General features: G+C 66.3%; 19 protein-coding genes and 1 tRNA gene. 14 read left to right on the forward strand and 6 right to left on the reverse strand.

What is annotated here, in order from left to right; all coding sequences use genetic code 11:
* Positions 1-40 precede the first annotated feature (40 nt).
* Both OHA40_RS14235 and OHA40_RS14240 read left to right on the forward strand, forming a co-directional pair.
* Positions 41-1,363 carry a UDP-glucose dehydrogenase family protein gene (locus OHA40_RS14235; protein WP_330233525.1) on the forward strand — a complete coding sequence of 441 codons (1,323 nt, stop codon included), beginning with the start codon at positions 41-43 and terminating at the stop codon, positions 1,361-1,363.
* Positions 1,364-1,515: 152 nt separating this feature from the next.
* On the forward strand, positions 1,516-2,823 hold the full coding sequence (locus OHA40_RS14240; protein WP_330233526.1) for an Hsp70 family protein: 1,308 nt from the start codon (positions 1,516-1,518) through the stop codon (positions 2,821-2,823).
* A gap of 55 nt (positions 2,824-2,878) precedes the next feature.
* On the opposite strand, the gene OHA40_RS14245 is transcribed toward OHA40_RS14240, so the two are convergent.
* The 3 genes from OHA40_RS14245 to OHA40_RS14255 all read right to left on the reverse strand — a co-directional run bounded on the left by OHA40_RS14245 (position 2,879) and on the right by OHA40_RS14255 (position 7,234).
* Positions 2,879-4,156: a YibE/F family protein gene (locus OHA40_RS14245; protein ID WP_330233527.1), complete on the reverse strand. Its 1,278-nt coding sequence runs from the start codon at positions 4,154-4,156 to the stop codon at positions 2,879-2,881.
* A gap of 383 nt (positions 4,157-4,539) precedes the next feature.
* On the reverse strand, positions 4,540-5,793 hold the full coding sequence (locus OHA40_RS14250; RefSeq protein ID WP_330233528.1) for a pyridoxal phosphate-dependent aminotransferase: 1,254 nt from the start codon (positions 5,791-5,793) through the stop codon (positions 4,540-4,542).
* A gap of 103 nt (positions 5,794-5,896) precedes the next feature.
* A complete protein-coding gene (locus OHA40_RS14255; RefSeq protein ID WP_330233529.1) occupies positions 5,897-7,234 on the reverse strand; it encodes a helix-turn-helix domain-containing protein in 1,338 nt (445 codons plus the stop codon).
* A 230-nt stretch (positions 7,235-7,464) separates the two neighbouring features.
* On the opposite strand from OHA40_RS14255, the gene OHA40_RS14260 reads away from it, so the two are divergent.
* Positions 7,465-7,914 carry a hypothetical protein gene (locus OHA40_RS14260; protein ID WP_330233530.1) on the forward strand — a complete coding sequence of 150 codons (450 nt, stop codon included), beginning with the start codon at positions 7,465-7,467 and terminating at the stop codon, positions 7,912-7,914.
* 77 nt (positions 7,915-7,991) lie between these two features.
* Here OHA40_RS14260 and dcd read toward each other — a convergent pair whose 3' ends face one another.
* On the reverse strand, positions 7,992-8,591 hold the full coding sequence (gene dcd, locus OHA40_RS14265) for a dCTP deaminase (protein WP_330233531.1): 600 nt from the start codon (positions 8,589-8,591) through the stop codon (positions 7,992-7,994).
* Positions 8,592-8,883: 292 nt separating this feature from the next.
* Here dcd and OHA40_RS14270 point away from each other — a divergent pair, with 292 nt between their 5' ends.
* From OHA40_RS14270 to OHA40_RS14290, 5 genes are all read left to right on the forward strand, one after another.
* Entirely contained in the window at positions 8,884-9,738 is an 855-nt protein-coding gene (locus OHA40_RS14270; RefSeq protein ID WP_330233532.1) for a phosphatase PAP2 family protein, read from the forward strand.
* Between the two features lie 269 nt (positions 9,739-10,007).
* A complete protein-coding gene (locus OHA40_RS14275) occupies positions 10,008-10,160 on the forward strand; it encodes a hypothetical protein (RefSeq protein ID WP_330233533.1) in 153 nt (50 codons plus the stop codon).
* Between the two features lie 105 nt (positions 10,161-10,265).
* The gene (locus OHA40_RS14280) at positions 10,266-12,611 is read left to right on the forward strand and encodes an FxsB family cyclophane-forming radical SAM/SPASM peptide maturase (protein WP_330233534.1); all 2,346 of its coding nucleotides are present in this window, start codon (positions 10,266-10,268) and stop codon (positions 12,609-12,611) included.
* Positions 12,598-13,764, forward strand: coding sequence for an HEXXH motif domain-containing protein (locus OHA40_RS14285; protein WP_330233535.1), 1,167 nt, complete (start codon positions 12,598-12,600; stop codon positions 13,762-13,764). Before OHA40_RS14280 ends, OHA40_RS14285 begins: the two co-directional genes overlap by 14 nt.
* Before the next feature lie 385 nt (positions 13,765-14,149).
* Positions 14,150-14,220, forward strand: a tRNA-Gly gene (locus OHA40_RS14290).
* Between the two features lie 142 nt (positions 14,221-14,362).
* Here OHA40_RS14290 and OHA40_RS14295 read toward each other — a convergent pair.
* Together OHA40_RS14295 and OHA40_RS14300 are read right to left on the reverse strand one after the other, a co-directional pair.
* Complete coding sequence (locus OHA40_RS14295) at positions 14,363-14,878, reverse strand: flavin reductase family protein (RefSeq protein WP_330233536.1); 516 nt, start codon at positions 14,876-14,878, stop codon at positions 14,363-14,365.
* Between the two features lie 150 nt (positions 14,879-15,028).
* Entirely contained in the window at positions 15,029-15,508 is a 480-nt protein-coding gene (locus OHA40_RS14300; protein WP_330233537.1) for a MarR family winged helix-turn-helix transcriptional regulator, read from the reverse strand.
* A gap of 394 nt (positions 15,509-15,902) precedes the next feature.
* On the opposite strand from OHA40_RS14300, the gene dpgA reads away from it, so the two are divergent.
* From dpgA to OHA40_RS14330, 6 genes are all read left to right on the forward strand, one after another.
* A complete protein-coding gene (gene dpgA / locus OHA40_RS14305; protein WP_330233538.1) occupies positions 15,903-17,180 on the forward strand; it encodes a 3,5-dihydroxyphenylacetyl-CoA synthase DpgA in 1,278 nt (425 codons plus the stop codon).
* A 33-nt stretch (positions 17,181-17,213) separates the two neighbouring features.
* Positions 17,214-17,918, forward strand: coding sequence for an enoyl-CoA-hydratase DpgB (dpgB, locus tag OHA40_RS14310; RefSeq protein WP_330233539.1), 705 nt, complete (start codon positions 17,214-17,216; stop codon positions 17,916-17,918).
* Positions 17,915-19,225, forward strand: a complete 1,311-nt coding sequence (gene dpgC, locus OHA40_RS14315) for a (3,5-dihydroxyphenyl)acetyl-CoA 1,2-dioxygenase DpgC (RefSeq protein ID WP_330233540.1) — start codon at positions 17,915-17,917, stop codon at positions 19,223-19,225. Before dpgB ends, dpgC begins: the two co-directional genes overlap by 4 nt.
* A gap of 5 nt (positions 19,226-19,230) precedes the next feature.
* Positions 19,231-20,031: an enoyl-CoA-hydratase DpgD gene (gene dpgD, locus OHA40_RS14320; protein ID WP_330234168.1), complete on the forward strand. Its 801-nt coding sequence runs from the start codon at positions 19,231-19,233 to the stop codon at positions 20,029-20,031.
* 45 nt (positions 20,032-20,076) lie between these two features.
* The gene (locus OHA40_RS14325) at positions 20,077-21,885 is read left to right on the forward strand and encodes a thiamine pyrophosphate-binding protein (protein ID WP_330233541.1); all 1,809 of its coding nucleotides are present in this window, start codon (positions 20,077-20,079) and stop codon (positions 21,883-21,885) included.
* A gap of 73 nt (positions 21,886-21,958) precedes the next feature.
* Entirely contained in the window at positions 21,959-23,032 is a 1,074-nt protein-coding gene (locus tag OHA40_RS14330) for a catalase family peroxidase (RefSeq protein WP_330233542.1), read from the forward strand.
* Position 23,033: the final 1 nt, after the last annotated feature.

The following is a 23,033-nucleotide window of genomic DNA, read 5'->3' on the forward strand; positions in this document are numbered from 1 at the left end:
GTGACGTGGCGTGGCCACCGGCGGGGCTTACCAATCGATCATGCGATGCACAGTCTTCGGAACCGGGTACCTCGGGGCCACGCACGCTGCGTGCATGGCCGAACTCGGGCACGACGTCATCGGGGTGGACGTGGACCCGGGCAAGGTCGCGAAGCTGTCCGACGGAGTGGTGCCGTTCTACGAACCCGGACTCGAGGATGTGCTGCGCCGCAATCTCGACGCGGGCCGGTTGCGGTTCACCACCTCCTACGCCGAGGCGGCCGCGCACGCGGAGGTGCACTTCCTCGGCGTCGGCACCCCGCAGAAGAAGGGCGAGTACGCCGCCGATTTGAAATACGTACACGCCGTGGTGGATACATTGGCCCCGATGCTGGAGCGTCCCTCGGTGATCGTCGGCAAGTCGACGGTCCCGGTCGGCACCGCCGCCGCGCTCGGCGACAGGGCCCGCGCCCTGAGTGCCACCGACGTCGAGGTGGCGTGGAATCCGGAATTCCTGCGTGAGGGCTTCGCGGTCAAGGACACCCTGCGCCCGGACCGGCTGGTGCTCGGCGTCGATCGCGACCGCGATTCCGCCGGGTGGGTCGAGGAACTGGTGCGCGAGATCTACGCCGATCTGCTCGCCGCCGAGGTCCCCTTCCTGCTGACCGACCTCGCCACTGCCGAGTTGGTCAAAGTCTCCGCGAACGCCTTTCTGGCGACCAAGATTTCGTTCATCAATGCGGTGTCGGAGGTGTGCGAGGCGACCGGCGCCGACGTGACCATGCTGGCCGACGCGCTCGGCTACGATGCGCGCATCGGACGCCGATTCCTCAATGCCGGCTTGGGTTTCGGCGGTGGCTGCCTCCCGAAGGACATCCGCGCGTTCATGGCCCGGTCGGGTGAACTCGGCGCCGACCACGCCGTGGCCTTCCTGCGCGAGGTGGACAACATCAACATGCGCCGCCGCACGAAGGTGGTGGACATGGCCGCCCGCGCCTGCGGCGGCTCATTGCTCGGTGCCAACGTCGCGGTGCTCGGCGCTGCGTTCAAACCGGAATCCGATGACGTTCGCGACTCACCCGCGCTGAACGTGGCGGGCATGATCCAGCTGCACGGTGCGGTGGTGACCGTGTACGACCCGAAGGCACTGGAGAACTCGCGCCGGGTGTTCCCTACCCTCAACTACGCGACCTCGATTGCCGAGGCGTGTGAACGCGCCGACGTCGTGCTCGTCCTCACCGAGTGGGACGAATTCACCTCACTGCGCCCCCAGGATCTGGACCGGGTGGTGCGCGCCCGCTCGATCATCGACGGCCGGAACTGTCTCAATCGTGCCACCTGGAGAGAAGCCGGATGGGTGTACGCGGGACTCGGCACACCGTAGAGTTGCGGAGCGGGGCGGGCTACTGCCAGACAGATGACCAGTCCGCCTCGAGCACAGCTGATCGCCGGCGGTAGGGTCCGTCCAGCGGGCCTCCTGCGCCGCTGGACGGTGCAGGCTCGCATGTCGTGAAGTGTTGACGAGATGGGCAGCTGATGAGTTCGGTACTGGGAGTTTCGGTGGGGGCCGGCGCTGTCCGTATGGCGCGACCACACGCCGGAAACCCCCACGGGCATGTCGCCCCACATTCCTTCGACCTGCAGACCATTCCGGTTGCCGGCCAGAGCGTAGAGGAACTCGCGGCCGAGGCCATCGGGGTCACCCTGGAAGCCACGCCGGGAATCGGCGCCACCGCGATCGCCTATCGCAGTGAGCAGCACACCCGCGCGATTCGCGCGGCCATGGCACGTCAGCAGCTGACCAACTACGAACTCGTACCGGAGATCATCGCCGCGCTGGAATTCGCGCAGGCCACCGGAGATATCCGAGGCATCTCCTCGCTGGTCGTCTATGACCTGGGCAGTTCGGGCCTGTCGGTAAGTGTGGTCGACACGCAGACCCGTGAGGTTCGGCACAGCGAACGCACCAGCGACATCAGCGGCGACTATCTCGATTCGCTGATTCGCGAGCAGCAGATCGCGTCCGGCCGGATCGCACACCCGCCGAACGCCGCCGGCCTGGCCGAGCTGGACGCCTTGTGCCGGGAGGCCAAGGAGCAGCTGACCAGCAACACCGCAGTGGCGCTGCCCAGCGAGCAGGGGCTGGTGCTGCTGGCGCAGGAGAACTTCGAGTCGCTGATCATGTTGGCGATCGAGTCGTCGGCGCGGATGGCGCGTGATGTGATCGTGCGCTCGGACCGTCCGGTGCACGGGGTACTCGCCATCGGCGGCTGCGCCCGAATTCCCTTGGTCGCCAAGGTGCTCGAACGCTGGATGGGCGTGCCCGTCATCGTGCCGGACAGTCCGGAGACCGTGATGGCCCGCGGCGCCGCGCTTCTGGCCCGGCCGGTCCGCAAGGAGAGTCCGGCCGCAAGCCCGGCGCTGGACGACGACCTCTCGCCCGCGTGGTTATCCGCACCGACCCAGCGCGGCAAACGCGAGATCAGCGGCGCCGTGTTGACGGTCAGCGCGCTCGCCGTGGTCGCCGCGATCGGGCTCGGCCTCGGCTACGGACCGCAGGTGCTGGAACGCGATTCGCACACCACCGAGGGCTCGCCCTCGATCCCGCCGACAACCGCGCCACGCACCACGATTCTCGACCCGCAGATCGCCGTCGCGCCGGGCACGACGGAACCACCCGCGCACGAATCGGTCGCCGCACCTCCGCCCAACCGGCGCCAGACCACCAGCGAGGCGCCGCCGACGCCCGGCCCGAACACCATTGTGGTGCCCGGCCTTCCGCCGATCGTGGTCCCGACGATCCCGCCCGAGGTCTTCCCCTTCCCCCCACCGCCACCACGCTGAATCGAATACGGACCGCACGGGCCGGGTTTGCCGCGATGATCGCCGAGGCACTCCGTCAGACGCGCGCGTGCCGCGCGTGGCGCGCCCGCGGCGGCGGGCTCGGCTCCTTGCCGCCGAACGGGCGGGCGAGCAGCACCGCGATGCCGGTGGTCAACGGCACCGAGAGCGCCAGCGCGATGCCGCCGACCGCGGAGCGCGCGATCTCGATCGCGACCGCGTCACCCGCCAGCACATCGCGAATGGACCGCCCCGCCACGCTGAACAGCAGCAACAGCGGCAGTGCCCCACCGGCGTAGGCAAGCACCAGGGTATAGACGGTGCTCGCGATATGGTCACGGCCCACCCGCATGGCGGCGGTGAAAACTTCGCGCCGCGAAGCCGATTCGTCGATAGCGGCCAGCTCGAACGCGGCCGACGCCTGGGTGATGGTGACGTCGTTGAGCACGCCGAGCGATCCGATGATGAACCCGGCCAGCAGCAACCCGGTGATGCTGACGTGCTCGATGTAGGTGGCGACGTTGGTGTTCTGTTCTTCGGACAGCCCGGTCAGATTCGTCAATTCGATCGTGAGCCAGGACAGCGCCGCGGCGAGCAGCATCGCAGTCAGCGTGCCCAGCAGCGCCGAACTCGTGCGCAGGTTCACCCCGTGCGCCAGATACAGCACCGCGTACAGGATCAACGAGCCAGCGATCAATGCGACCGGGATCGCGGGTTTGCCGTCCAGCAAGGCAGGCAGCAGGAACATCACGAGCACCGCAAAGGCGAACACCAGACCGAGCAGCGCGCGTACGCCGCGCCAGCGCGCCACCACGATGATCACCACCACGAAGGCCACGACGATCAGCGTGAGCGGCAGCCCGCGTGCGTAGTCCTCGAACGAGTACATCGGCGTTCCGCTCGGGTCGGTCTGGCGGATCACCCGGATCTCGTCGCCCGCGCGCAGGTCGGGTTGTCCTGGGCCGGGAGCGATCTCGAACAGCGTGCGGTTGCCCTCGTGCGGGCCGGACTCGATCGCGATCACGCTGCGCTGACAGGTGTAGGCGTTGCTGCGTGGCGGCTCGGGCTTGTCGGGGAATACCTTGCCCAGCGACGGGCTGCCGCACGGGCCGATGTCCTGCATCACCACGGTGCCCGCTTCGGTCTGCACCGCGCCGCCACCCGCGTTCTGCATCGGCAGCGGGATATCGACGTGCTGCTGGCTCGGCCACAGGGCGATCGCACCGATGACGACGGCGACGCCGATCACGGTGAGTAACCCGATGACCACGCGCGCCGCGGTGGCGCCGATCGCGATCGGTCCCGAGTGATCGTGGTGATGGTGGTGGTCGCTCACCGCGCTCCTACCTGTCAGACGTGTTTCTGCCCGGAGCGAGCCTAAAGGATCTCATTTTCAAGATCGGAGCGGCGGCCACGATACATAGGCGAAGCGATCCGATCGGAAAAGAAAAGGGGATTTTGGAGGGGGCGGCGGAGAGCAGGGGGATGTCTCCGCCGCCCGCGGGCTGGCGGCCCAGGGGGGTAGGCGGCCGAACCCGAGGTCGGATATGCCCAGGGGGGTAGGCAATCCGACCAGGCACTCTGTGGTGCCGAGGACTACTGTACACAAAAGTACTTCTTTTGCGCTAGGTAGTCGCAAAATCCGACAGATATCCGTACATATGGTTTGTTTACCGGCCTGAAGCGGGGCGGGAATCATGCCCCGGTCCAGGCCTTTCCTCACTGGCGATAGCTGGAGAGGAAGTTGCCGAAGCGTTCGATCGCGACGGCGAGATCCCGCGCCCAGGGCAGTGTCACGATCCGGAGATGGTCGTGGTTGGGCCAATTGAAGCCGGTCCCCTGCACCATCAGGATCTTCTCCTGGAGTAGAAGATCCAGGATCAGTTTCGAATCGTCGTGGATCTCGTACACGTTCGGATCCAGCTTGGGGAACGCGTACAGCGCGCCCTTCGGCTTCACACAGGACACACCCGGGATCATGTTCAGCCGCTCCCAGGCGACATCGCGCTGCTCGAGCAGCCTGCCGCCGGGCAGGATCAGGTCCTCGATGCTCTGGTGTCCGCCGAGCGCGACCTGAATCGCGTGCTGCGCAGGGACATTCGGGCACAACCGGGACGAGGCGAGCAGGTCGATGCCCTCCAGGAAACCGGCCGCGTGCTCCTTGGGACCGGTGATCGCCAGCCAGCCCGACCGATAACCCGCGACGCGGTAGGCCTTGGACAGCCCGTTGAAGGTCAGGCACAGCAGATCGGGCGCCATGGTCGCCAACGAGATGTGCTTGGCGTCGTCGTAGAGGATCTTGTCGTAGATCTCGTCGGCGAGCAGCAACAGCTGATGCTTGCGCGCGAGGTCGGCCAGCTGCTGCAGCACCTCGGCGGAGTACACCGCGCCGGTCGGGTTGTTCGGGTTGATCACCAGCAGCGCCTTGGTCTTGTCGGTGATCTTCGATTCGATGTCGGCGACATCCGGCTGCCAGCCGTTGGCCTCGTCGCACAGATAGTGCACCGGGGTGCCGCCGGCCAGACTGGTCATGGCGGTCCACAGTGGGTAGTCCGGCGCGGGGATCAGCACCTCGTCGCCGTTGTCCAGCAGCGCCTGCATAGTGATGGTGATCAACTCGGAGACGCCGTTGCCGAGGTAGACGTCGTCCACGTCGAGCTCGGGGAAGCCGGGCACCAGTTCGTAGCGGGTCACGATCGCGCGCCGCGCCGACAGGATGCCCTTGGATTCGGAGTAGCCCTGGGCGTACGGGAGCGCGGCGATGATGTCGCGCATGATCACGTCCGGCGCCTCGAACCCGAACGGGGCGGGATTGCCGATATTGAGCTTGAGGATGCGGTGGCCCTCGGCCTCCAGCCGTGCCGCGTGCGCGTGTACCGGTCCACGGATCTCGTAGACGACGTTCTGCAGCTTCGTGGACTGCTCCAGAACACGCGGGGGGCGGTGCGGATGTTGAGGACTCACGCGTCCCATGGTGCCATCCGTGGCAACTGGATAATTCGCCTGTCCGAGGCGGCATCGGGCGGCCGCCGCCGCGACGGCGGCTCCGGCACTATTGAATGTGACGCGTCATACATCAAGCCGGATTGCCCGGCGGGATGCCCTTGGCCGCGGTGGAGCCGCAGAACTCCTCGATCCGCTCGTCCAGGCGCCGCGCTTCCACCGCGTCCTTGAACGCGGGGGTCGCCATCCGTCGGCGCACGCCGTTCAACCGTTCCTCCAGTTGTGCGATGCGCTTGTCCTCGTCGAGGCCGAGCACCGGATGCAGCGCCTCGGACGCCCCATCCAGACTGCCGTTGATCAGGTGAGCGGCCGCGCAGTCCACCCTCGCCAGCGACTCCGCGCCGTAGGAACGCTGCTCGGAGGGCCCTTTCGCATACAGCTCGATGGCACGCTGGGTGGCGTTCAGCGCGGGCTCCGCCTGACCGAGGTGGATGTAGGTGGCTCCCGCGTAGTAATTCGCCTTGGCGTCGTTGAACCCGAAGACGCCACCCACCTCGTCGTGCAGCGCATCGGTCGCGCCGAGATCGCGGGCGTCGGCGGCGGCCCGGATGCAACGGTCGGTGTCGGCGGCGCTGCCCAGTGCCGACCAGATCCGCGCCTCGATATTGAGTAGTCGCACATGCGCCGTCGCGGACTCGGCGAACTCCCGCCCGCTCTGCGCGAGCTGGACCGCCCGCCGGGGGCGCTGCGACCAGTACTCGATCAGCGCGTGCATGCCGCGGGTCCAGGCGCGAAGTCCGTTGTGCCCACATAGTTCCGCGTAGGCCCACGCCGCGCGGACCTGTTCGCCCGCCGCGTCGTAATAGCCGAGATCGGTACTCGCGTTGGCGAGCAGGCCCGAGAGCGTGCCCGCCAGCAGATACAGATGGCTCGTATCGGCGGGCCGCTGCTGGCCCTCCAGCAGCCGGTACACCCGGCGTCGCACCCGCAACATCTCCACCATCATCGGAACCGGCGGGATATGCACGTAATCGTTCGCGATTCGCGCGACATCCGCGTCGAGCTGTTCCAGGGTGGTCGCACCGACATTGGTGCTCTCGGCCTTGCCGGCGTGCTCGCTGGCCTCGTGGGCAGCCGCCATGATCAGATCCCTCTCCGAAATCGCTGCTAACGCAGCACCTCTCATCGCACCGGCGTCTATGAGAGCCAGAAGGTCCGCGTCGGTCGAATACGGGGTGGGTGCCGAGGCGCCGCCCCGCGCATCGGAACCCGGCGGGACGCTTCGATCGATCACCGGCTGATCGATCAATGCCGCGAACCGCGCCCGCACCACTTCGTCGGACCTGGCCAAGGACGTATCCAGAGCGGCCTGATTGATCGGTCGTGGATGGACTCGGACGCCCCCGGCCTCCCACTTGGATACCAGTCGTTCGTGCACGCCCAGATGGGCGGCGAACTCCCTGATGCTCATCCGCTTGGCATCGCGAAGGGCTCGGGCCTCTCTGCCTGACCAATGCCTGACCACGGTGACATCCCTTCCGAACGGATTCCTTCCAGAGTACGAGGGGTTTGTGAGCACGGCCACAAATGAAATCCGGCTTCTATCAAAGGCAGCGGAAGGGCAGCAGAAGGCGGACGCTCGGGCAATACCGAATCAGCAGGCGGGACGGGACCATTGAGTGGGAAGGCAAGGAGTTCGCCGTGAATGTCGAGAAGCTCAGAACCGTGGACGATTGGGTGGCGTTCTATCGGCACGAGTTCGGGCTGCCGGCCACCGAACGTGGTGGTTTCGCCATGCTGCCGGTCACCGGGCGCGTCTGCGTCGTCCACTTGCCGACCGCACGTGCCGAAAAGGTGCGCGCCGCACTGGAACAACAGGGCATGAGGGGTCCCATGTTGGCCAGACAGATCCGATGGAGCTTCCTCGCCGAGCCGGACAGCCGACCGGGACCCCAGGTGCTCGAGGTACTCAATCGATTGGATATCGGCCTGCCCGCCGTCGGCAGTGCCGTGATGTTGCCGACCGGCCTCGGCCGCTGGACCCGGGAAGGGTGCTTCTGGGTCAGCCCGCCGAACCGCGGTGACACGCTTCCGCCGCTGTCCGTCATCCTCACTACGGCGCTCGCGGTGGGAGCGGGCGGCGGGGACTGATCACCTCCGCGATCAGTTCCCGCTGCCGTCCGCCGGGACCGCTTCCGCACAGTCGACGAGGCGGGCCCGGCCCTGGCTCAGCGTGATTCGGCGGCGTCGATCGCGGCAGCCGGAACCGGGAAGTTGAGATAGGACCGCGACGGCGTCGGACCGCGCTGGCCCTGATACTTCGAACCCGCCACGGCGCTGCCGTACGGATGCTCGGCGGGGCTGGTCAGCTTGATCAGGCAGAGCTGGCCGATCTTCATCCCGGGCCACAGTGTGATCGGCAGATTGGCCACGTTGGACAACTCCAACGTGATGTGGCCGCTGAAACCGGGATCGACGAAACCCGCGGTCGAGTGGGTCAGCAGGCCGAGCCTGCCCAGACTCGACTTGCCCTCCAAGCGTCCGGCCAGGTCATCCGGCAGCGTGCACACCTCGAGCGTGGAACCGAGCACGAACTCACCGGGGTGCAGCACGAACGGCTCGCCTTCGGCCGGCTCCACCAGGCTGGTCAGCTCGTCCTGCCGCTGCGCGGGGTCGATGTGGGTGTAGCGGGTGTTGTTGAACACCCGGAACATCCGGTCCAGGCGCACGTCGATACTCGACGGCTGGATCAGGTTCTCCACCAGCGGCTCGACGCCGAGACGCCCAGCGGCGATCTCCGCGCGGATGTCACGATCGGAAAGCAGCACGCCGACGAGCGTAGCGCCTGCTTGCCGCGGTGCTTCAGCCTGCCGAGGCCGGAGCGATGTCCTCGCACCGATCGGGCGCCGCGATCGCGTGCCTTCGCACCTCGACCGGGTGATCCGGCCGTCGGGCCGTGGCCCACGTCGATTCGCCCGGTGAGGCAACTTTGCAGGTCCGGACGAGATCCGATATCCGAGCCGCCGCGCTCGACCGTCCGCACCCTGTGGATTCGAGACTTCCCGGCAGCGCGAAGGGGCTGCGGTTAACCTCCAGCGCCCGGAGTGGCACCGTGGAGGAGTGACCTCCCCACGGATTCCGAATGCGGCCGGGGTGCTCACCGCGATGCTGGTGATGTGCACGGCCGCTCTCACGGTGGTCGCGCTCGGCGACGACGGCCACGGCGGGATCGACCGAACACTCACCGAGTGGGCCATCGCACACCGCAACGGAGTGCTGACGCCCATCGCGGTCACGGTCAGCGTGCTGAGCGGCACCATCGCCATGACGGTGCTGGCCACCCTGACGTGCATGGGTCTGTCCTGGCAGCGGCGGTGGCCTGCCGCGGCACTCGTCGCGGGGGCGGGCCTCGGCGCCGGACTGCTGGTCCGCGGCGGCAAGAACCTGGTCGGCCGGGCCCGCCCGCCCGTCGAGGACCACCTCATCTCCGTGGCCAACCTGTCCTATCCGTCCGGGCACAGCGTCGGCTCGTTCGTCGTGATCGGCGTCGTCGCGGTGGTCGCCCTGCCCAGCGTGCGCGGCCCTTCCCTCCGCATCCTGGCCGCGACCGCCGCCGTGGTGTTCGTCGCCGCGGTGGGCCTGTCCCGCATCTACCTGGGCGTCCATTGGGCCACCGACATCCTCGGTGGCTGGTGTATCGGCGCCCTCTGGCTCATCCTCTGCCTGACCGTCTACCGCTACTTCGAGCCGGTCCAGGAGGCTGTCGGGGCCAGCGGTGAACAGGAGCGTCACGAGTCGCCACCCGGATCAGGTGCGGCGGTGGCCGGTGGCGATCCGCACACTCGGACCAGCATGCGACACGACCGGCCGACCATCCCCGCGAGTCTCTTCCACGAGACGCGGACAATCCGTCCGCCGACTTCGGCGGAACCGCGTGAAAGATCAGGGCGAGCGTCATGGTCGCCGGAGACCTGATGCACGGTGGACGACGACATTCGTGCGGACCTGCGGCTGTTGCACACGCCGAATTGCGAAGTGGGACAACGTGAAAGATGCACAGCTTCAGGCAGTCGTATGCGATCGAAATATACATGTACAGAGTCGATATCGGTTGACGCCGACGCGAAATCAGCTATGTTCCAATGCAGTCCGGCTGCCCCCATGAATGGGAAGGAGACCGAGGCCGGGCGGGGGATAGCATTCGGCCTGAGCGCCAAAGGGTTTCGCTCAGAAGGAGAATGATCATGACCCCGAAAGACCAAACCGTGGTTTCCGCTGTGACCGATCTGCGGAGCACGCCGCTCGGCCAGCTCTCGTCGCAGAGCCTGCCCGACCTGCTGTCGAGCCTGGGCAACTCCTCGACCACCGGGATTTCGTTCAGCTCCGCACTTATCTGATTCAGCGTCGACACCGGCTGCCACATGAACCATAGACCGCTTCCATTTCGTCAGTTTGTGATCAAGGTGCACAGCCGGTGCGATTTGGCGTGCAATCACTGTTATATGTATGAGCACGTCGACCAATCCTGGCGCGGCCGGCCGATGGGGCTTGCCCCGGAGACGGCCGCCCGGATTGCGTTTCGTATCGCCGAACACGCGGCAACGCACTCGCTGCCCGAAGTCGCGATCGTGCTGCACGGCGGTGAGCCGCTGCTGCTCGGCGTGGACCGCACCAGGGATTTCCTGGCCGCGTTGGACACGGCCATTTCTCCGGTTTGCCGCCTCAATCTGCACATTCACACCAACGCGGTGCAGCTGAGCGAGGAGTACCTCGACCTGTTCACCGAATACAATGTGCGAGTCGGTGTCTCGCTCGACGGCGATCGCACCGCCAACGACAGGCATCGGCTGTATCGCAACGGGCGAAGCAGCTACGACCAGGTGCTCGGGAGTCTGGACCTGCTGCGGAAGCCACAGTACCGCGCGCTCTATTCGGGCCTGTTGTGCACCGTGGATATCGACAACGACCCGATCGCCGTGTATCGAGGGCTGCTCGAGCAGGAGCCTCCGCGCATGGACCTCCTTCTGCCGCATTCGAATTGGGAACATCAGCCGCCCGGGTTGCGCATCCCGCGCGACCCGGACAACCCGACGAACGGCGACGGCGAGTATGCGAAATGGCTGATCGCGATGTTCGACGCCTGGAACGCCGACGGCCGACCGGTGCCGATCCGCACCTTCGAATCCATCGTGGCCGCGATGTACGGCCGGCCGAGCACCGCCGAAGCCATCGGGCTCGATCCGGTGGACCTGCTGGTGATCGAAACCGACGGCACCCTGGAGCAGGTCGACTCGCTCAAGACTGCCTACGACGGCGCGGCGGCCACCGGATTGAACGTGTGGGACAACACCCTCGACGAGGCAGCCGCGCTTCCCGGTATCACCGTCCGCCGGGATGGCATCGACGGTGTCAGCGCTACCTGTCGATCGTGCCGTCTGGTGCAGGTGTGCGGCGGGGGCTTCTATCCGCACCGCTACCGGCCGGGTGCCGGCTTCGACAATCCTTCCGTTTATTGCGCCGATCTCGAGGAGATGATCGATCACGTGGCAGCGACAGAAGCGGCGGCGGGACGCGGTGGTGCGCAGACCTCGGCACGAGCGGCCGACGAAGGCGCGCACAGCTTGACCGAAGATGGATTCGCCCAGTTGGCAGCCGGTTTCGGTGATGCTGGGACGGTAGATTGGCTGGCCCAGGCACAATCGTCGCTGCAGCGCGAGTTGCTGGCCGCGGTAGGTAGGTTCGGCCCACAGAATGACGGGCGCTTCACGGCGGCGTGGGATGTGCTGGTATCACTGGACTCCACCGCCCCGGCCGCAGTGGCCCAGGTCTTGGCACATCCCTATACGCGGGTGTGGGCCGTCGGACTGCTCGAAGGAGTGAGTCGCGGCGAGATCGCCGCCGAGGATGTCTACCACCTGGAGGCCATCGCCGCCAGTGCGGCGCTGCGTGCGGGCAAGGATCTGCGATTGCCGGTCCCGGTGCGGGACGGGGTAGCGCCGTTGCCGACATTCGGCGCTCTGAAGGCCGGGGCGGACGATCGGGTGTGGATCAATACCGGCTCGATCGACGATCTGGACTTCGCGCAGCCGATGCGTCACCTCACCGGTGCTGGGCTGACTGTCCCGCTGGAAGATACCGACCCCTACCGAATTGGCCACACCTACCCGGCCGAGCGGTTGAGCGCTGCCGAGGCGGACCGATGGCAGCGCGCCTTCGCCGAAGGGATCGACTTCATCGACGCGCACTTGCCGGTGTACGCACCAGGCTTGCGCGCCGGATTGCGTGCGGTGATGCCGATGGAGCCGGAGGAAAAATATGATCGCAGCGCCTCTATGCGGCTGGCGTTCGGCTCTGTCGGTATCGGGTTGCGCCGTGCGTGTGTGTCGGCCGCCCTGCCGTTGATCCACGAATTCCAGCACGTGAAGATGGGTGCGGTACTCGATATGTTCGAACTGTTCGACCGCTCCGACACCGCGCTCGTGCACTATGCACCGTGGCGCCCGGATCCCCGTCCGCTCGAAGGGCTGTTGCAGGGCACCTATGCCCACATCGGCGTGACCGACTTCTGGCGGGTGCATCGCAAGCAGGCGGAGGGTGCGCAGCGCGAGGAATCGGAGCAGCAATTCGTGCGGTGGCGCATGATGACCGCCGAGGCGATTCGCCAACTCCAGGCATCTGGGTCATTGACCGCATTGGGCGAGCGGTTCGTGCAGGGCATGGGCGAGACGATGCGGCCATGGCTGGCCGAACCGGTCGACACCGAGGCGGAAGCTGCCGCCGTGCGCGCCGCCGCGGAACACCGCGCCGCGTTCGACGAGCGCATGAAGGAGGGCCATGACGGCCGTTGAATCGGCGCACAGCCTGTCGGAGGATCAATTCGCACAACTGGCATCGGGTTTCGGCGATGCCGGGGCAGTGAGCTGGCTGGTGCAGGCCCAGTCGTCATTGCAGCGCGAATTATTGGCTGCGGTAGGCAGATTCGGACCGCGCAGCGATCCTCGGTTCGCCGCCGCGTGGGATGTTCTCGTGTCACTGGACGCATCCGCACCGGATGCGGTGGCAGACGTGCTGGCACACCCGTACACGCGGGTGTGGGCGATGCGGTTGCTGCAAGGTGCCGCCGACAGTGCGTTCGCGCCTGCGGACGTCCATCACCTGGAAGCGGTCGCGGCGAGCGCGGCCGTACGAGCACGCAAGGATATGCGGTTACCGGTGCCCGTTCGTGACGGAGTAGCGCCGCTGCCGATGCTCGGGGCACTGAAAGCCGGTGCAGTGGAACAGGTATGGATCGAAACCGATGCGGTGGATGAACTCGCCATGGCACAACCGTTGCGTCGGCTGACCTCCGCTGGACCGACTGTCACTCTGGAAGATACCGACCCCTATCGCGTGCTCCCCTACCTCGGCAGCGAGATCCACCCCACTGGGCGGCTGAGCGATGCCGAGGCGCAGCAGTGGCAGGCAGCCTTCGCGGACGCCATCGACTTCATCGAAACCCATCTGCCCGGTTACGCTCCCGGCCTTCGCGCCGGTCTGTGCACCGTATTGCCGCTGCGAGCGGAGGGTCCGACAGACCGAAGCGCCTCGGCCAGACTGGCATTCGGCGCAGTCGGCATCGCGGCCTTGCGGCTGGACCCGATCACGCTCGCCGAACTGCTGGTGCACGAATTTCAGCATGTGAAGCTGGGCGCGATGATGGACGCATTCGAACTGTACGACCGCTCGGATACCGAGCCGCGCTATCACCCACCGTGTTTTACGCATCCGCGGCCCATCGAAGGCGTGCTGCACAGCACCTACGCCCACCTTGCCATCGCGGACTTCTGGCGAGCGCGGGAAACACTGGCGACCGGATCGGCACGCGAGGCTGCCGCGCGTCGGCTCGCCGAGGTGCGCGGTCACACCGCAGAAGGTTTGCGCCAACTGCGTGAGTCCGGCTCACTGACCACACTGGGGGAGTCTCTCGTGCAAGCGATGAGCGAAGCCGAACGGGCTGGTTGACGCGTCGTCCCTGAACCGAGGACAGCACCCGTCTGCCCTGCTCACCAGGGGTTTGCGGGGCGGGCGCGACTCGCGACCAACCCGAGCGTCTGCCATCGAAGTCCAGCCGCGGTTGTGGTCACGAGCGGCGCGTCGACGTCGAAGCCACCGGCTTCGACCGACCTCGGCATGTTGAAGGTTCGACCTTCCGTCCCTCATATCTTCCGCCGCCAGCATGTTCGCGGGCCCCGCCAGGCCGCCTCGCTCGTCGGCGCCCGCAAGCGCGTGAGCCGGACACCCCCGCGGGTCCCTGGAGGACTACGCGGTCTGCTATCAGGGCAGGCATAACGAGACTTGCACCGCATAGCGCCTGGTCTGATAGGCTGTCGATCGCGCTCGAGCGCAGGCCGATGTAGTTCAATGGTAGAACTTCTGCTTCCCAAGCAGACAGCGCGGGTTCGATTCCCGTCATCGGCTCTCCAGGCCCCGCATCCCACAGGTGCGGGGCCTTTTCATCTCAGCTCGCCGGCTTCACCCAGACGCTCCGGTCCTCGCGCACCTCGGGTACAGCGCGTGAACCGGAAAGCGATGCGCTGTAAGCCCGTGGCGCGCTCGGGTCTCAGGCCGCCCCGTGAGCGGTTTCCGCGTGCAGGCGGCGGTAGCGGCTGCCCTGGAAGACCAAAGGCTCGACGTCGGTGCGGGTGGCGATGCGGTGAATGCGGAGGATGACGACGGCGTGGTCGCCCGCCGGGACGTTGGCTTCCTGAACGCCCTCGATCCAGGCGGAGGCGCCGTCGATGAAGACGGCGTCGCCGGAGCCGCGGTGCAGGTGGATGTCGCGGAAGCGGTCGCCGTCGCGGGTGCCGAGTGTGCGGGCGGCGGCCTGCTGATCGGTGCCGAGCAGGCTCAGGCCGAGGTGGCTCGCGGCGGCGAGCTTGGGCCAGGTCGCCGAGGAGTTCTGCACGCAGAACGAGACCAGCGGCGGGTCGAGTGAGACGGGGACGAACGTGCTGACCGCGAGGCCGTGGGGAGTGCCGTCGATGTCGGCGCATACCGCGACCACACCGCTGGGGAAGTTGGCGAACGCGCGACGCAGACTGGCTCCGTCGGCGGGGAATTCGAACAGGTCATGCATGGTTCGCAGCCTTCGAGCTGTGGGTCAGTGCCTGGGCGACCGAACGCCACCGACCACTGTACCGGTCGATGACTCCGTCGTTGTGTAGCCTCGGATCCACTCCAGCACCGTGCCCCGATCGGGACGAGGGTTTGAATCTGCGCGATCGGATCAGGCGTCGGTGAGCGCGTCTTCTGCCGGCGAGACGGGAGTCATGCCGGCGAGCCGCTGAAGCACGCCGAGGGCGTGCGGGTGTTCGTCCGGGTCGAGGACCGCGAACAGGATACGTTGTACCTCATCGGCTTTCGGTAGCAGCTGAGCGTACTCACGGCGTCCGGTACGGGTCAGGGCGATCCTCCGCTCCCGTTTGTCGGCCGGGTTGACGGATCGCTTGATCAGGTTCTTCCGTTCGAGCGACGCGGCGGACTGCGCCATCGTCGAGGTGTCGGTCCGGACTCGGGCGGATATCTCGTGTTGCGTCATGGGTCCGTCGATGTAGACGACGTTCAGAATGGCGAACTGCGTGGGTGTGATCGAGTCCCCGACCGTGGCGTTCCAGATGGCATTATGTCGCTGGTAGAGCAGCCGGATCAGGTGACCGGGCGTCTCCGCGAAGATATGCGGCACCAGCGCCGAGGTGAGTGACTCCATTCGCTGATTAGATCACGCGCGCGCCGCCGTCCGGCGCAGGTTGGTCGTTTGCCCAAGAGGGTTACGTGGTCATCAACACTCGGTCGATAGTACGTGTACGTACCAACTCGGAGCGATCCGCTCATACCGAAATGTCTTGTGCCACAATGTATCTCGACTACTTCGCACAGACGATGGCGCTGACCCCCTAAAGTTCAGGGGTTGTCACCACCGATCACGCGGGGGTACTGTTCGGAGTCGATCGAAGTGGTGCTTCCGGGCCTGAGCCGGAATGCGCATCACTACATAGCCGCTGAGCGACTATGTCGCGTGAATCGATTACAGGGGGGACGGGGGTATCCTGCCAAGATATTGAATGCGCCCTGCTCGATGAATGTGTCCCACACATTCACGGGTGATAACGGTTGCCTTATTGCCGTTGTCCAGCTCTGCCGAGCTGGATAAAACGACCGCCTGGAAGCGCATCGCAATTATCGACCGCGCGCGCCCGTATGTCAGCGCGTCGCCACAATCACCACAGGAATTGAGCATGACGACCATGAGCACGGCCCGGGTCGAAGCACTCGAGCAGAACTTACTCGGCACCGACACGCAGTTACCCGCCACCCTTCCGAAGTTGCTCGGCGTGGCCACCGCGAACCCGCCGGACCGCTACAGCCAGCGCGAACTCGTCGACTTGCTGAAGATCACCGACCCCAAGATCCGCGGCGTTTTCCTCAACGGAGGCATCGAGCAGCGGTATCTGACCCTGCCCCCGCGCGGCGACGACGGCGAATTCCGCATCGAGACTCAAGGCGAGCTGCTGGAAAAGCACCGGAACCAAGGCGTTCGCACCGGCGCCGACGCGGTACGCCGTTGCCTGCGCGAGATCGGGCGCGACCTGCCCGACGTGCGCTACCTGGTGGCCGTCACCACCACCGGATTCCTCACCCCCGGCTTCAGCGCGCTGCTGATCAACGAGTTGGGGCTCGATCCGGACACGGCCCGGCTCGACGTCGTCGGTATGGGCTGCAACGCCGGGCTCAACGGGCTTTCCGCCGTGGCCAATTGGGCATCCGCACATCCCGGCGAGCTCGCTTTGCTCGTTTGCTCCGAGGCGTGCTCGGCGGCTTACGTATTCGACGGGACAATGCGCACCGCGGTGGTGAACAGCTTGTTCGGTGACGGCGCGGCCGCGCTGGCTGTGCAGGCGGGTGACGGCGGCGGCTCTGCCGCCATGCGCGAGGATCGCACGCCCGTGCTGCTGACCAGCAGCAGCTACATGATTCGGCACGCGGTCGGAGCGATGCGTTACGACTGGGACGACGACGCCGGAAAATTCAGCTTCTACCTCGACAAGGAAGTGCCCTACGAGGTGGGCGCGCACGCCGAGATCGTGATCGACAAGCTGTTGCGCGGTAGCGGATTACGGCGCAAGGACATCGCGCACTGGACCGTGCACTCCGGCGGCAAGAAGGTCATCGACGCGGTCAAGATCAACCTCGGGCTCACCTCCTACGATCTGCGCCACACCTCGAGCGTGATGCGCGATTTCGGCAACCTGTCCAGCGGGTCGTTCCTGTTCTCCTACCAGCGCCTGCTCGCGGAAGGACAGGTCCGCCCCGGCGACTACGGCGTCCTCATGACGATGGGCCCTGGTTCTCAGATCGAAGCCGCTCTTCTCCGTTTCTGATCCACGTCGGTCGAACTAGACACAGGGGGAACAATGACTACATCCGACGGACTCACAACCAACATTCTGGCCGCGGTGATACCCGCCGACCGACCGCTGTCCACCGAACTGATCGACACGGTGACCGCCATCGCGCTGCGCGCCGAAGACGCACCACAAGATCGACCGCACAGTGTCGTCCTGTACATCACCGGGCCACAAGCGGGACAGGACTTTTCGTGGCCCGGCTCGGTGGATATCGGCGTTGTCGGCAAATGGGAAGCCGCTTTGCGGCGGCTGGAACAGGTGCCTGCACCGATCGTCGCCACAGTCGACGGTGACGCCTACGGTCCGGCAGCCGAACTGCTACTCGTCTCCGACTACCGGATCCTGCGATCCGGGTCGATTTTCGGATTGGCCACCTCGCATGGCGGTACCTGGCCCGGGATGGCGCTGTATCGACTGGTCGCCCGACACGGCGCGGGGAATGCCAGGACACTCGCGGTACAGGGACGCTGCCTCTCGGCGTCCCAAGCGCTGGAGCAGGGCTTGGTGGACGCCTCGATCGATGACGATGCCCAAGCCGAAACCCAAGCGGTGCAAGCGGGTCTGGCACTGTTCGAGGCATCCGTTGGGTCCGAGATCGCCATCCGCCGACGTCTGGTCCTGGACGCGACGGCCACCCGATTCGAAGACGCGCTGGGCGCGCATCTGGCGGCGTCCGACCGAACGCTACGACGGCTCAGGAGCGCACTGTGACCACACTGCCGCAGTACCTCGGCGACCTCGGCTACGACCACGCCGAACTCCGAGCCGCCGCCACCGAATGTGGTCGCATCCTGCACGAGCTCGGGCCGGTCGCGGACCGTGACGACGACCGCGCCGCTCGAGCCGCTCGAGCCCACCATGCTGTGCGAGCCCTGCGCCGGGAATTCTTGCGCAAGCATCTTTCCGCGGTGTACCTCTCCGCTACCGACAACCTGCGCGAGTCGTTGCGATTGTCCGAGCTCGCCGCCACGGTCACCACCCAGTTTCCCGGCTTGCTGCCCGAGCCCGGTCAGCTCGCCGCCGACGCCTCCGCGGTCCAGGCGCATAAGGAAGGCTGGGAGATCGACCAGGGAATTTTCTTCCACGCGGTGTTCTCCGACCCGGTCGCGGGTGACCACCTACTGGACGCGATGCGCCGGCCCACCAGCCGCGCGCAGGCGCTGCTGCCCGACTTCGAGACCACCGGCCGAATCACATTGCCCGCGGCGACCCTGACCCGCTCCGGTCATGCCGCGACGATCACGATCACCAACACCCACTGCCTCAACGCCGAGGACAACCAGCACGTCGCCGATCTGGAAACCGCGGTCGACCTGGTGCTGCTCGACCAGCAGTCCACGGTCGGGGTAGTGCGGGGCGGCGAAATGACCCACCCGCGCTACCGCGGTAAACGAGTGTTCAGCGCAGGCATCAACCTCACACAGCTGCACCGGGGCAAGATCTCCTATGTCGAGTTCCTGCTCGGCCGTGAGACCGGGTACATCGCGAAGATCCTGCGTGGCTTGTCAGCCACCGAACCCGACGAGTGGCCACCGCGGCTGCACACCAAGCCGTGGATCGCCGCCGTGGATACCTTCGCGATCGGCGGCGGCGCGCAGTTGCTGCTGGTCTTCGACCGAGTGATCGCCGCCGCGGACAGCTACTTCAGTCTTCCGGCAGCTCAGGAAGGGATCGTCCCCGGTGCGGCCAACCTGCGGCTCGGGCGCGGCTCGACGTCGCGGCTGTCGCGCGATGTGATCCTCTGGGGCAGGAAAATTCGCGCCACCGAACCCGAGGCACGGTACGTGTTCGACTCCGTCGTCGAACCCGACACGATGGACGCCGAAATCGCCTCGGCTGCTGAGCAACTGGCCGCCGACGCGGTGGTGGCGAACAAACACATGATCGTGACCGCCGAGGAACCGCAGGACGAATTCCGCCGCTATATGGCCGAGTTCGCCTTGCATCAGGCGCTTCGGCTCTACGGCCTGGACGTGCTGGCGAAGGTGGGCCGGTTCAGCGCGGGAGCACACCGGTGACCCCGATGCCGCACCTCGCCACCGTGGTCTATCGCAAGCACGGCCGCGTTGCCACCGTAGAACTCGATCGCCCCGAAGTGCTCAACGCCATGAACTTGCGGATGCACACCGAACTCGCGCAGGTGTGGGACGACATCGAACGCGATGACGACATCTGGTTAGCGGTTCTCAGCGGACGCGGCGGTCGTGCTTTCTCGGTCGGGCAGGACCTGAAAGAGCTATCCCAGCGCATCGCCGGCGGCGACGGACATTCCACGTTCGGCAGCGCGGGCAAACCCGGCTACCCGCGGATCACCGAACGGTTCGGATTCGCGAAACCGCTGATAGCCAAGGTCACCGGATATGCGCTCGGTGGCGGCTTCGAGCTTGCTCTCGCCTGCGACATCGTGATCGCCGCCGACAACGCCGAGTTCGGTCTCACCGAAGCCAAACTCGGCCTGGTCCCCGGCGCGGGCGGCGTCTTTCGGTTGGCGCGACAGGCTCCCTACCGGATCGCGCTCGGCCACCTGCTCACCGGTCGGCGGATGACCGCCGCACGCGCCGCCGAACTCGGCCTGGTCAACGAAGTCGTTTCCGCCGCCGACCTCGACGTGTGCACCGACACCTGGGTCGACGACATCCTCGCGTGCGCACCGCTGTCGGTGCGCGCCATCAAGGAGGCCGCGGCCTCGTCCCTGACCATGCCGCTGCCCGAGGCATTCACCGCCCCATACCACTGGGAAGCCCTGCGCGCCCACTCCGCCGATGCCCGAGAAGGTCCACGCGCGTTCGTCGAGAAGCGACCACCGATCTGGACAGGCCGCTGAGCGGCGCGACGACCAGGGTACAGAACTACCAGAAACGAAAGGATCATGAGTTCATCTACACCGCCCCGCAGACTGGGCCGCGACATCATTTTCGACTATCTCCGCGAGGTGGGTACCGAGTACGCGTTCGGTGTGCCGGGCACCCACGAGATTCCGTTGCTCGACGGAATGACCATTCCCGAGAACGGTGTCGAGTACGTACCGTGCCTGCACGAGAACATCGCACTCGGCGCGGCCATGGGCTACGCGCGGATGTCGGGGCGCCCCGGCGCGGCGATCGTGCACATCACGCCGGGCACGGCCAACATCATCGGCAACCTGTTCAATGCCTATCGATCCAACATCCCGCTCATCGTGTTCTGCGGACAGCAGCACAGCGAGCTGCTGATCCAGGAACCGATCCTGGCCTCTGACCTGGTCCACACGGCCGAGCAGTACACGAAGTGGGCGCATGAGATTCGCAGTGTCGACGAGATGCCACTGGTGCTGCAGCGTGCCTTCAAAGAACTCCTGGTCCCGCCGTTCCGGCCGGTATTCGTGTCGCTGCCATGGAATTTCCTGGTCGAAGCGCCTGCCATGCAGCAGCCGGGGCGTGTCACACGCATCGCACACGGCGTGGCCGCCGACCCGGCTGGTGTCGCGGCCGCCGCGCAACAGCTCGCGCACGCGAAGAACCCGGTGGTGCTCGTCGGAGACGGAGTCGGCGAGGCGGATGCGTGGCCGGAGATCGAGCGGTTGTCGAATGTGCTCGGCGCCGCGGTCTATTCGGAGAACCAGGCCAGCCGGATGAACTACCCGAACGATCTGCCGCACTGGCAGGGCGAGCTGGTGCCCACCCAGGACGGGGTGCACATGCAGCTGGCCGACTTCGACGCCATCTTCCAGATCGGCGTGAACTCCCAAGCTCAGATCCTGGTCTTCCGGTGGGAGAAAGGCCCGATCATCCCGCCCTCGCTCGCACAAGTGACGCTGCACAACGATCCGTGGGAAATCGGTAAGAACTCGTATGCCGATGTGGGTGTGCTCGGCGACATCAAGCGCAGTCTGCCGCTGATCATCGACGCCATCATCGATCATTCTGCGTACGACGAAGCCGCGGCGGCACAACGCAATCAACGCCTTCTCGCGCTCAATGCCCGCCGGGACGAGGCATTCCTCGTGGCGGGACCCACCGAACGCGGGCACGAGCCGACTATTCCGGACTACGTCGTGCCGATGGTGCTCGCCGAGGTGCAAAAGACGCTGGAGAAGCCACTGACCGTGATCAACGAGGACTTCGCGATCTCGGCGGCGATCCAGAAGGCGATCGCCTACGACGCACCTGATGCCTACTTCTGCACCTCAGGCGGCTCCCTCGGGTTCTCATTGCCCGCTTCGATAGGTATCAGTCTTGCCACAAACAAGCACCGCTATGTCGTGACCATAGTCGGCGATGGTTCGGCCCTGTTCCACACCAATTCATGGTGGACCACGAGCAAACTGGCGCTGCCGGTCCTGTACCTCGTGATGAACAACCACGAGTACAAGACCCTGATGACCGGTCTGTCCGCCATCGAACAGATCTACGGCTGGCGGCCGACCAACGACGCCTGGTATCTGCGGTTGGGTCGGCCTGCCCAGGATTTCGCGGAGATCGCCGAGAGCTTCGACATCGACGGCGAAGTGGTGACCAAGACCGCGAAACTCGCCGACGCGCTCAGGCGGGGGTTCAAGGCCCTCGACGGGGGCGAACCCTACGTGATCGACATCCGCATCGCTTCGGCATCCGCACCCCCGATCGACATGCTGCTGGCCGATAAGCCCGACGTCGACTCGGCCCTGATAGAACGGCTCCAGGCGATGGGTCCGCCGTGATCGGCGAGGCCGCCACGCCGCCTTCCTACGCCCGCGCTCCGCGTGGGCGCATCGCACCCGGAGGAAGAGAAATATGACCGAGGCAAGCCAGCGTTCCTTGCAGCTGAATCGCCGCACACTGCTCGGCAGCGCCGCTGTCGCCGCGCTCGGTGCCGCAGGAATCGGAGGGTTCTTGTTCACCGAGAGCGTGATCGGGCCGTGGCGGCTGACCGCGCGCAGACTGGTGGATCGCCTGCAGGACACCGCGGGCGGCACCTTCCCCGGTTGTCGACGTAACCACGCCAAAGGCGTCGCCGTCGCCGGTTACTTCGACAGCAACGGCAATGGCGTCGAGTTGTCGAAGGCATCCGTGTTCCGGCCGGGTCGCTACCGGCTCGACGGCCGGTTCTCCCTCGCGGGCGGCAACCCGCACATGCCCGACGTGCCGGCCGCCCCCCGTGGACTGGGGTTGCGGCTGTTTCTCCCCGGCGGGGAGCAGTGGCGGATGGCAATGATCAACGTCCCCGTCTTCCTGGACGCCACCGCGCAGGACTTCTACGACCGCACACTCGCTTTCGCGCCGGATCCGGCCACCGGCAAGCCCGACACCGCCGTGATGAGCCGGTACATCGCGGCACACCCGAAGACCGCCGCAGCGCTGAGCATCATCGAACAAGGCGCGCCTCCAGCGACCTTCGCGGAGACGGCATTCTTCGGGCTCAACGCCTTCGAGTTCGCCAACGCCGACGGCGACGCCGTACCGGTGCGCTGGCGGCTCGTCCCGGACAATCCCGCTCCGCTCGCCCAACCCGTCGGCGAGAACGCGCTGTTCGACGGCTTGGTCGCCGGCATTCAGGCCGCGCCGCTGCGCTGGAAACTCGTCGTGACGGTGGGCGAACGCGGCGTCGACCCTACCGATGACGCCACCAAGGCGTGGCCGCCCGGTCGCCGCGAGGTGCAGGTAGGCGCAGTGGTGGTGGAGCAGGCGCACACCGAATCCGCGGACAACGTGCAGAACGTGAACTTCGATCCGCTGGTGCTGCCCGACGGCATCGCGCCTTCCGATGACCCGCTCCTGCAGGCGCGCTCGGCAGCCTACGCCGAGTCGTACCGCCGCCGAGCAGGCGAAACGAAACCCACCGGAGCCGTTGTGGTGAAGGAGGTCTGAC

Origin of the sequence: Nocardia sp. NBC_00508, assembly GCF_036346875.1 — a bacterium.
In the GTDB taxonomy this organism is placed as follows: Bacteria; Actinomycetota; Actinomycetes; order Mycobacteriales; family Mycobacteriaceae; genus Nocardia.

Bases quoted from the DNA above. Each gene is read 5' to 3' on its own strand.
- OHA40_RS14235 (WP_330233525.1), top strand. From the start codon at position 41: ATGCGATGCACAGTCTTCGGAACCGGGTACCTCGGGGCCACGCACGCT.
- OHA40_RS14240 (WP_330233526.1), top strand. From the start codon at position 1,516: ATGAGTTCGGTACTGGGAGTTTCGGTGGGGGCCGGCGCTGTCCGTATG.
- OHA40_RS14250 (WP_330233528.1), bottom strand. From the start codon at position 5,793: ATGGGACGCGTGAGTCCTCAACATCCGCACCGCCCCCCGCGTGTTCTG.
- OHA40_RS14255 (WP_330233529.1), bottom strand. From the start codon at position 7,234: ATGAGCATCAGGGAGTTCGCCGCCCATCTGGGCGTGCACGAACGACTG.
- OHA40_RS14275 (WP_330233533.1), top strand. From the start codon at position 10,008: ATGACCCCGAAAGACCAAACCGTGGTTTCCGCTGTGACCGATCTGCGG.
- OHA40_RS14280 (WP_330233534.1), top strand. From the start codon at position 10,266: ATGTATGAGCACGTCGACCAATCCTGGCGCGGCCGGCCGATGGGGCTT.
- OHA40_RS14285 (WP_330233535.1), top strand. From the start codon at position 12,598: ATGACGGCCGTTGAATCGGCGCACAGCCTGTCGGAGGATCAATTCGCA.
- OHA40_RS14295 (WP_330233536.1), bottom strand. From the start codon at position 14,878: ATGCATGACCTGTTCGAATTCCCCGCCGACGGAGCCAGTCTGCGTCGC.
- OHA40_RS14300 (WP_330233537.1), bottom strand. From the start codon at position 15,508: ATGGAGTCACTCACCTCGGCGCTGGTGCCGCATATCTTCGCGGAGACG.
- dpgB (WP_330233539.1), top strand. From the start codon at position 17,214: ATGACTACATCCGACGGACTCACAACCAACATTCTGGCCGCGGTGATA.
- dpgD (WP_330234168.1), top strand. From the start codon at position 19,231: ATGCCGCACCTCGCCACCGTGGTCTATCGCAAGCACGGCCGCGTTGCC.
- OHA40_RS14325 (WP_330233541.1), top strand. From the start codon at position 20,077: ATGAGTTCATCTACACCGCCCCGCAGACTGGGCCGCGACATCATTTTC.
- OHA40_RS14330 (WP_330233542.1), top strand. From the start codon at position 21,959: ATGACCGAGGCAAGCCAGCGTTCCTTGCAGCTGAATCGCCGCACACTG.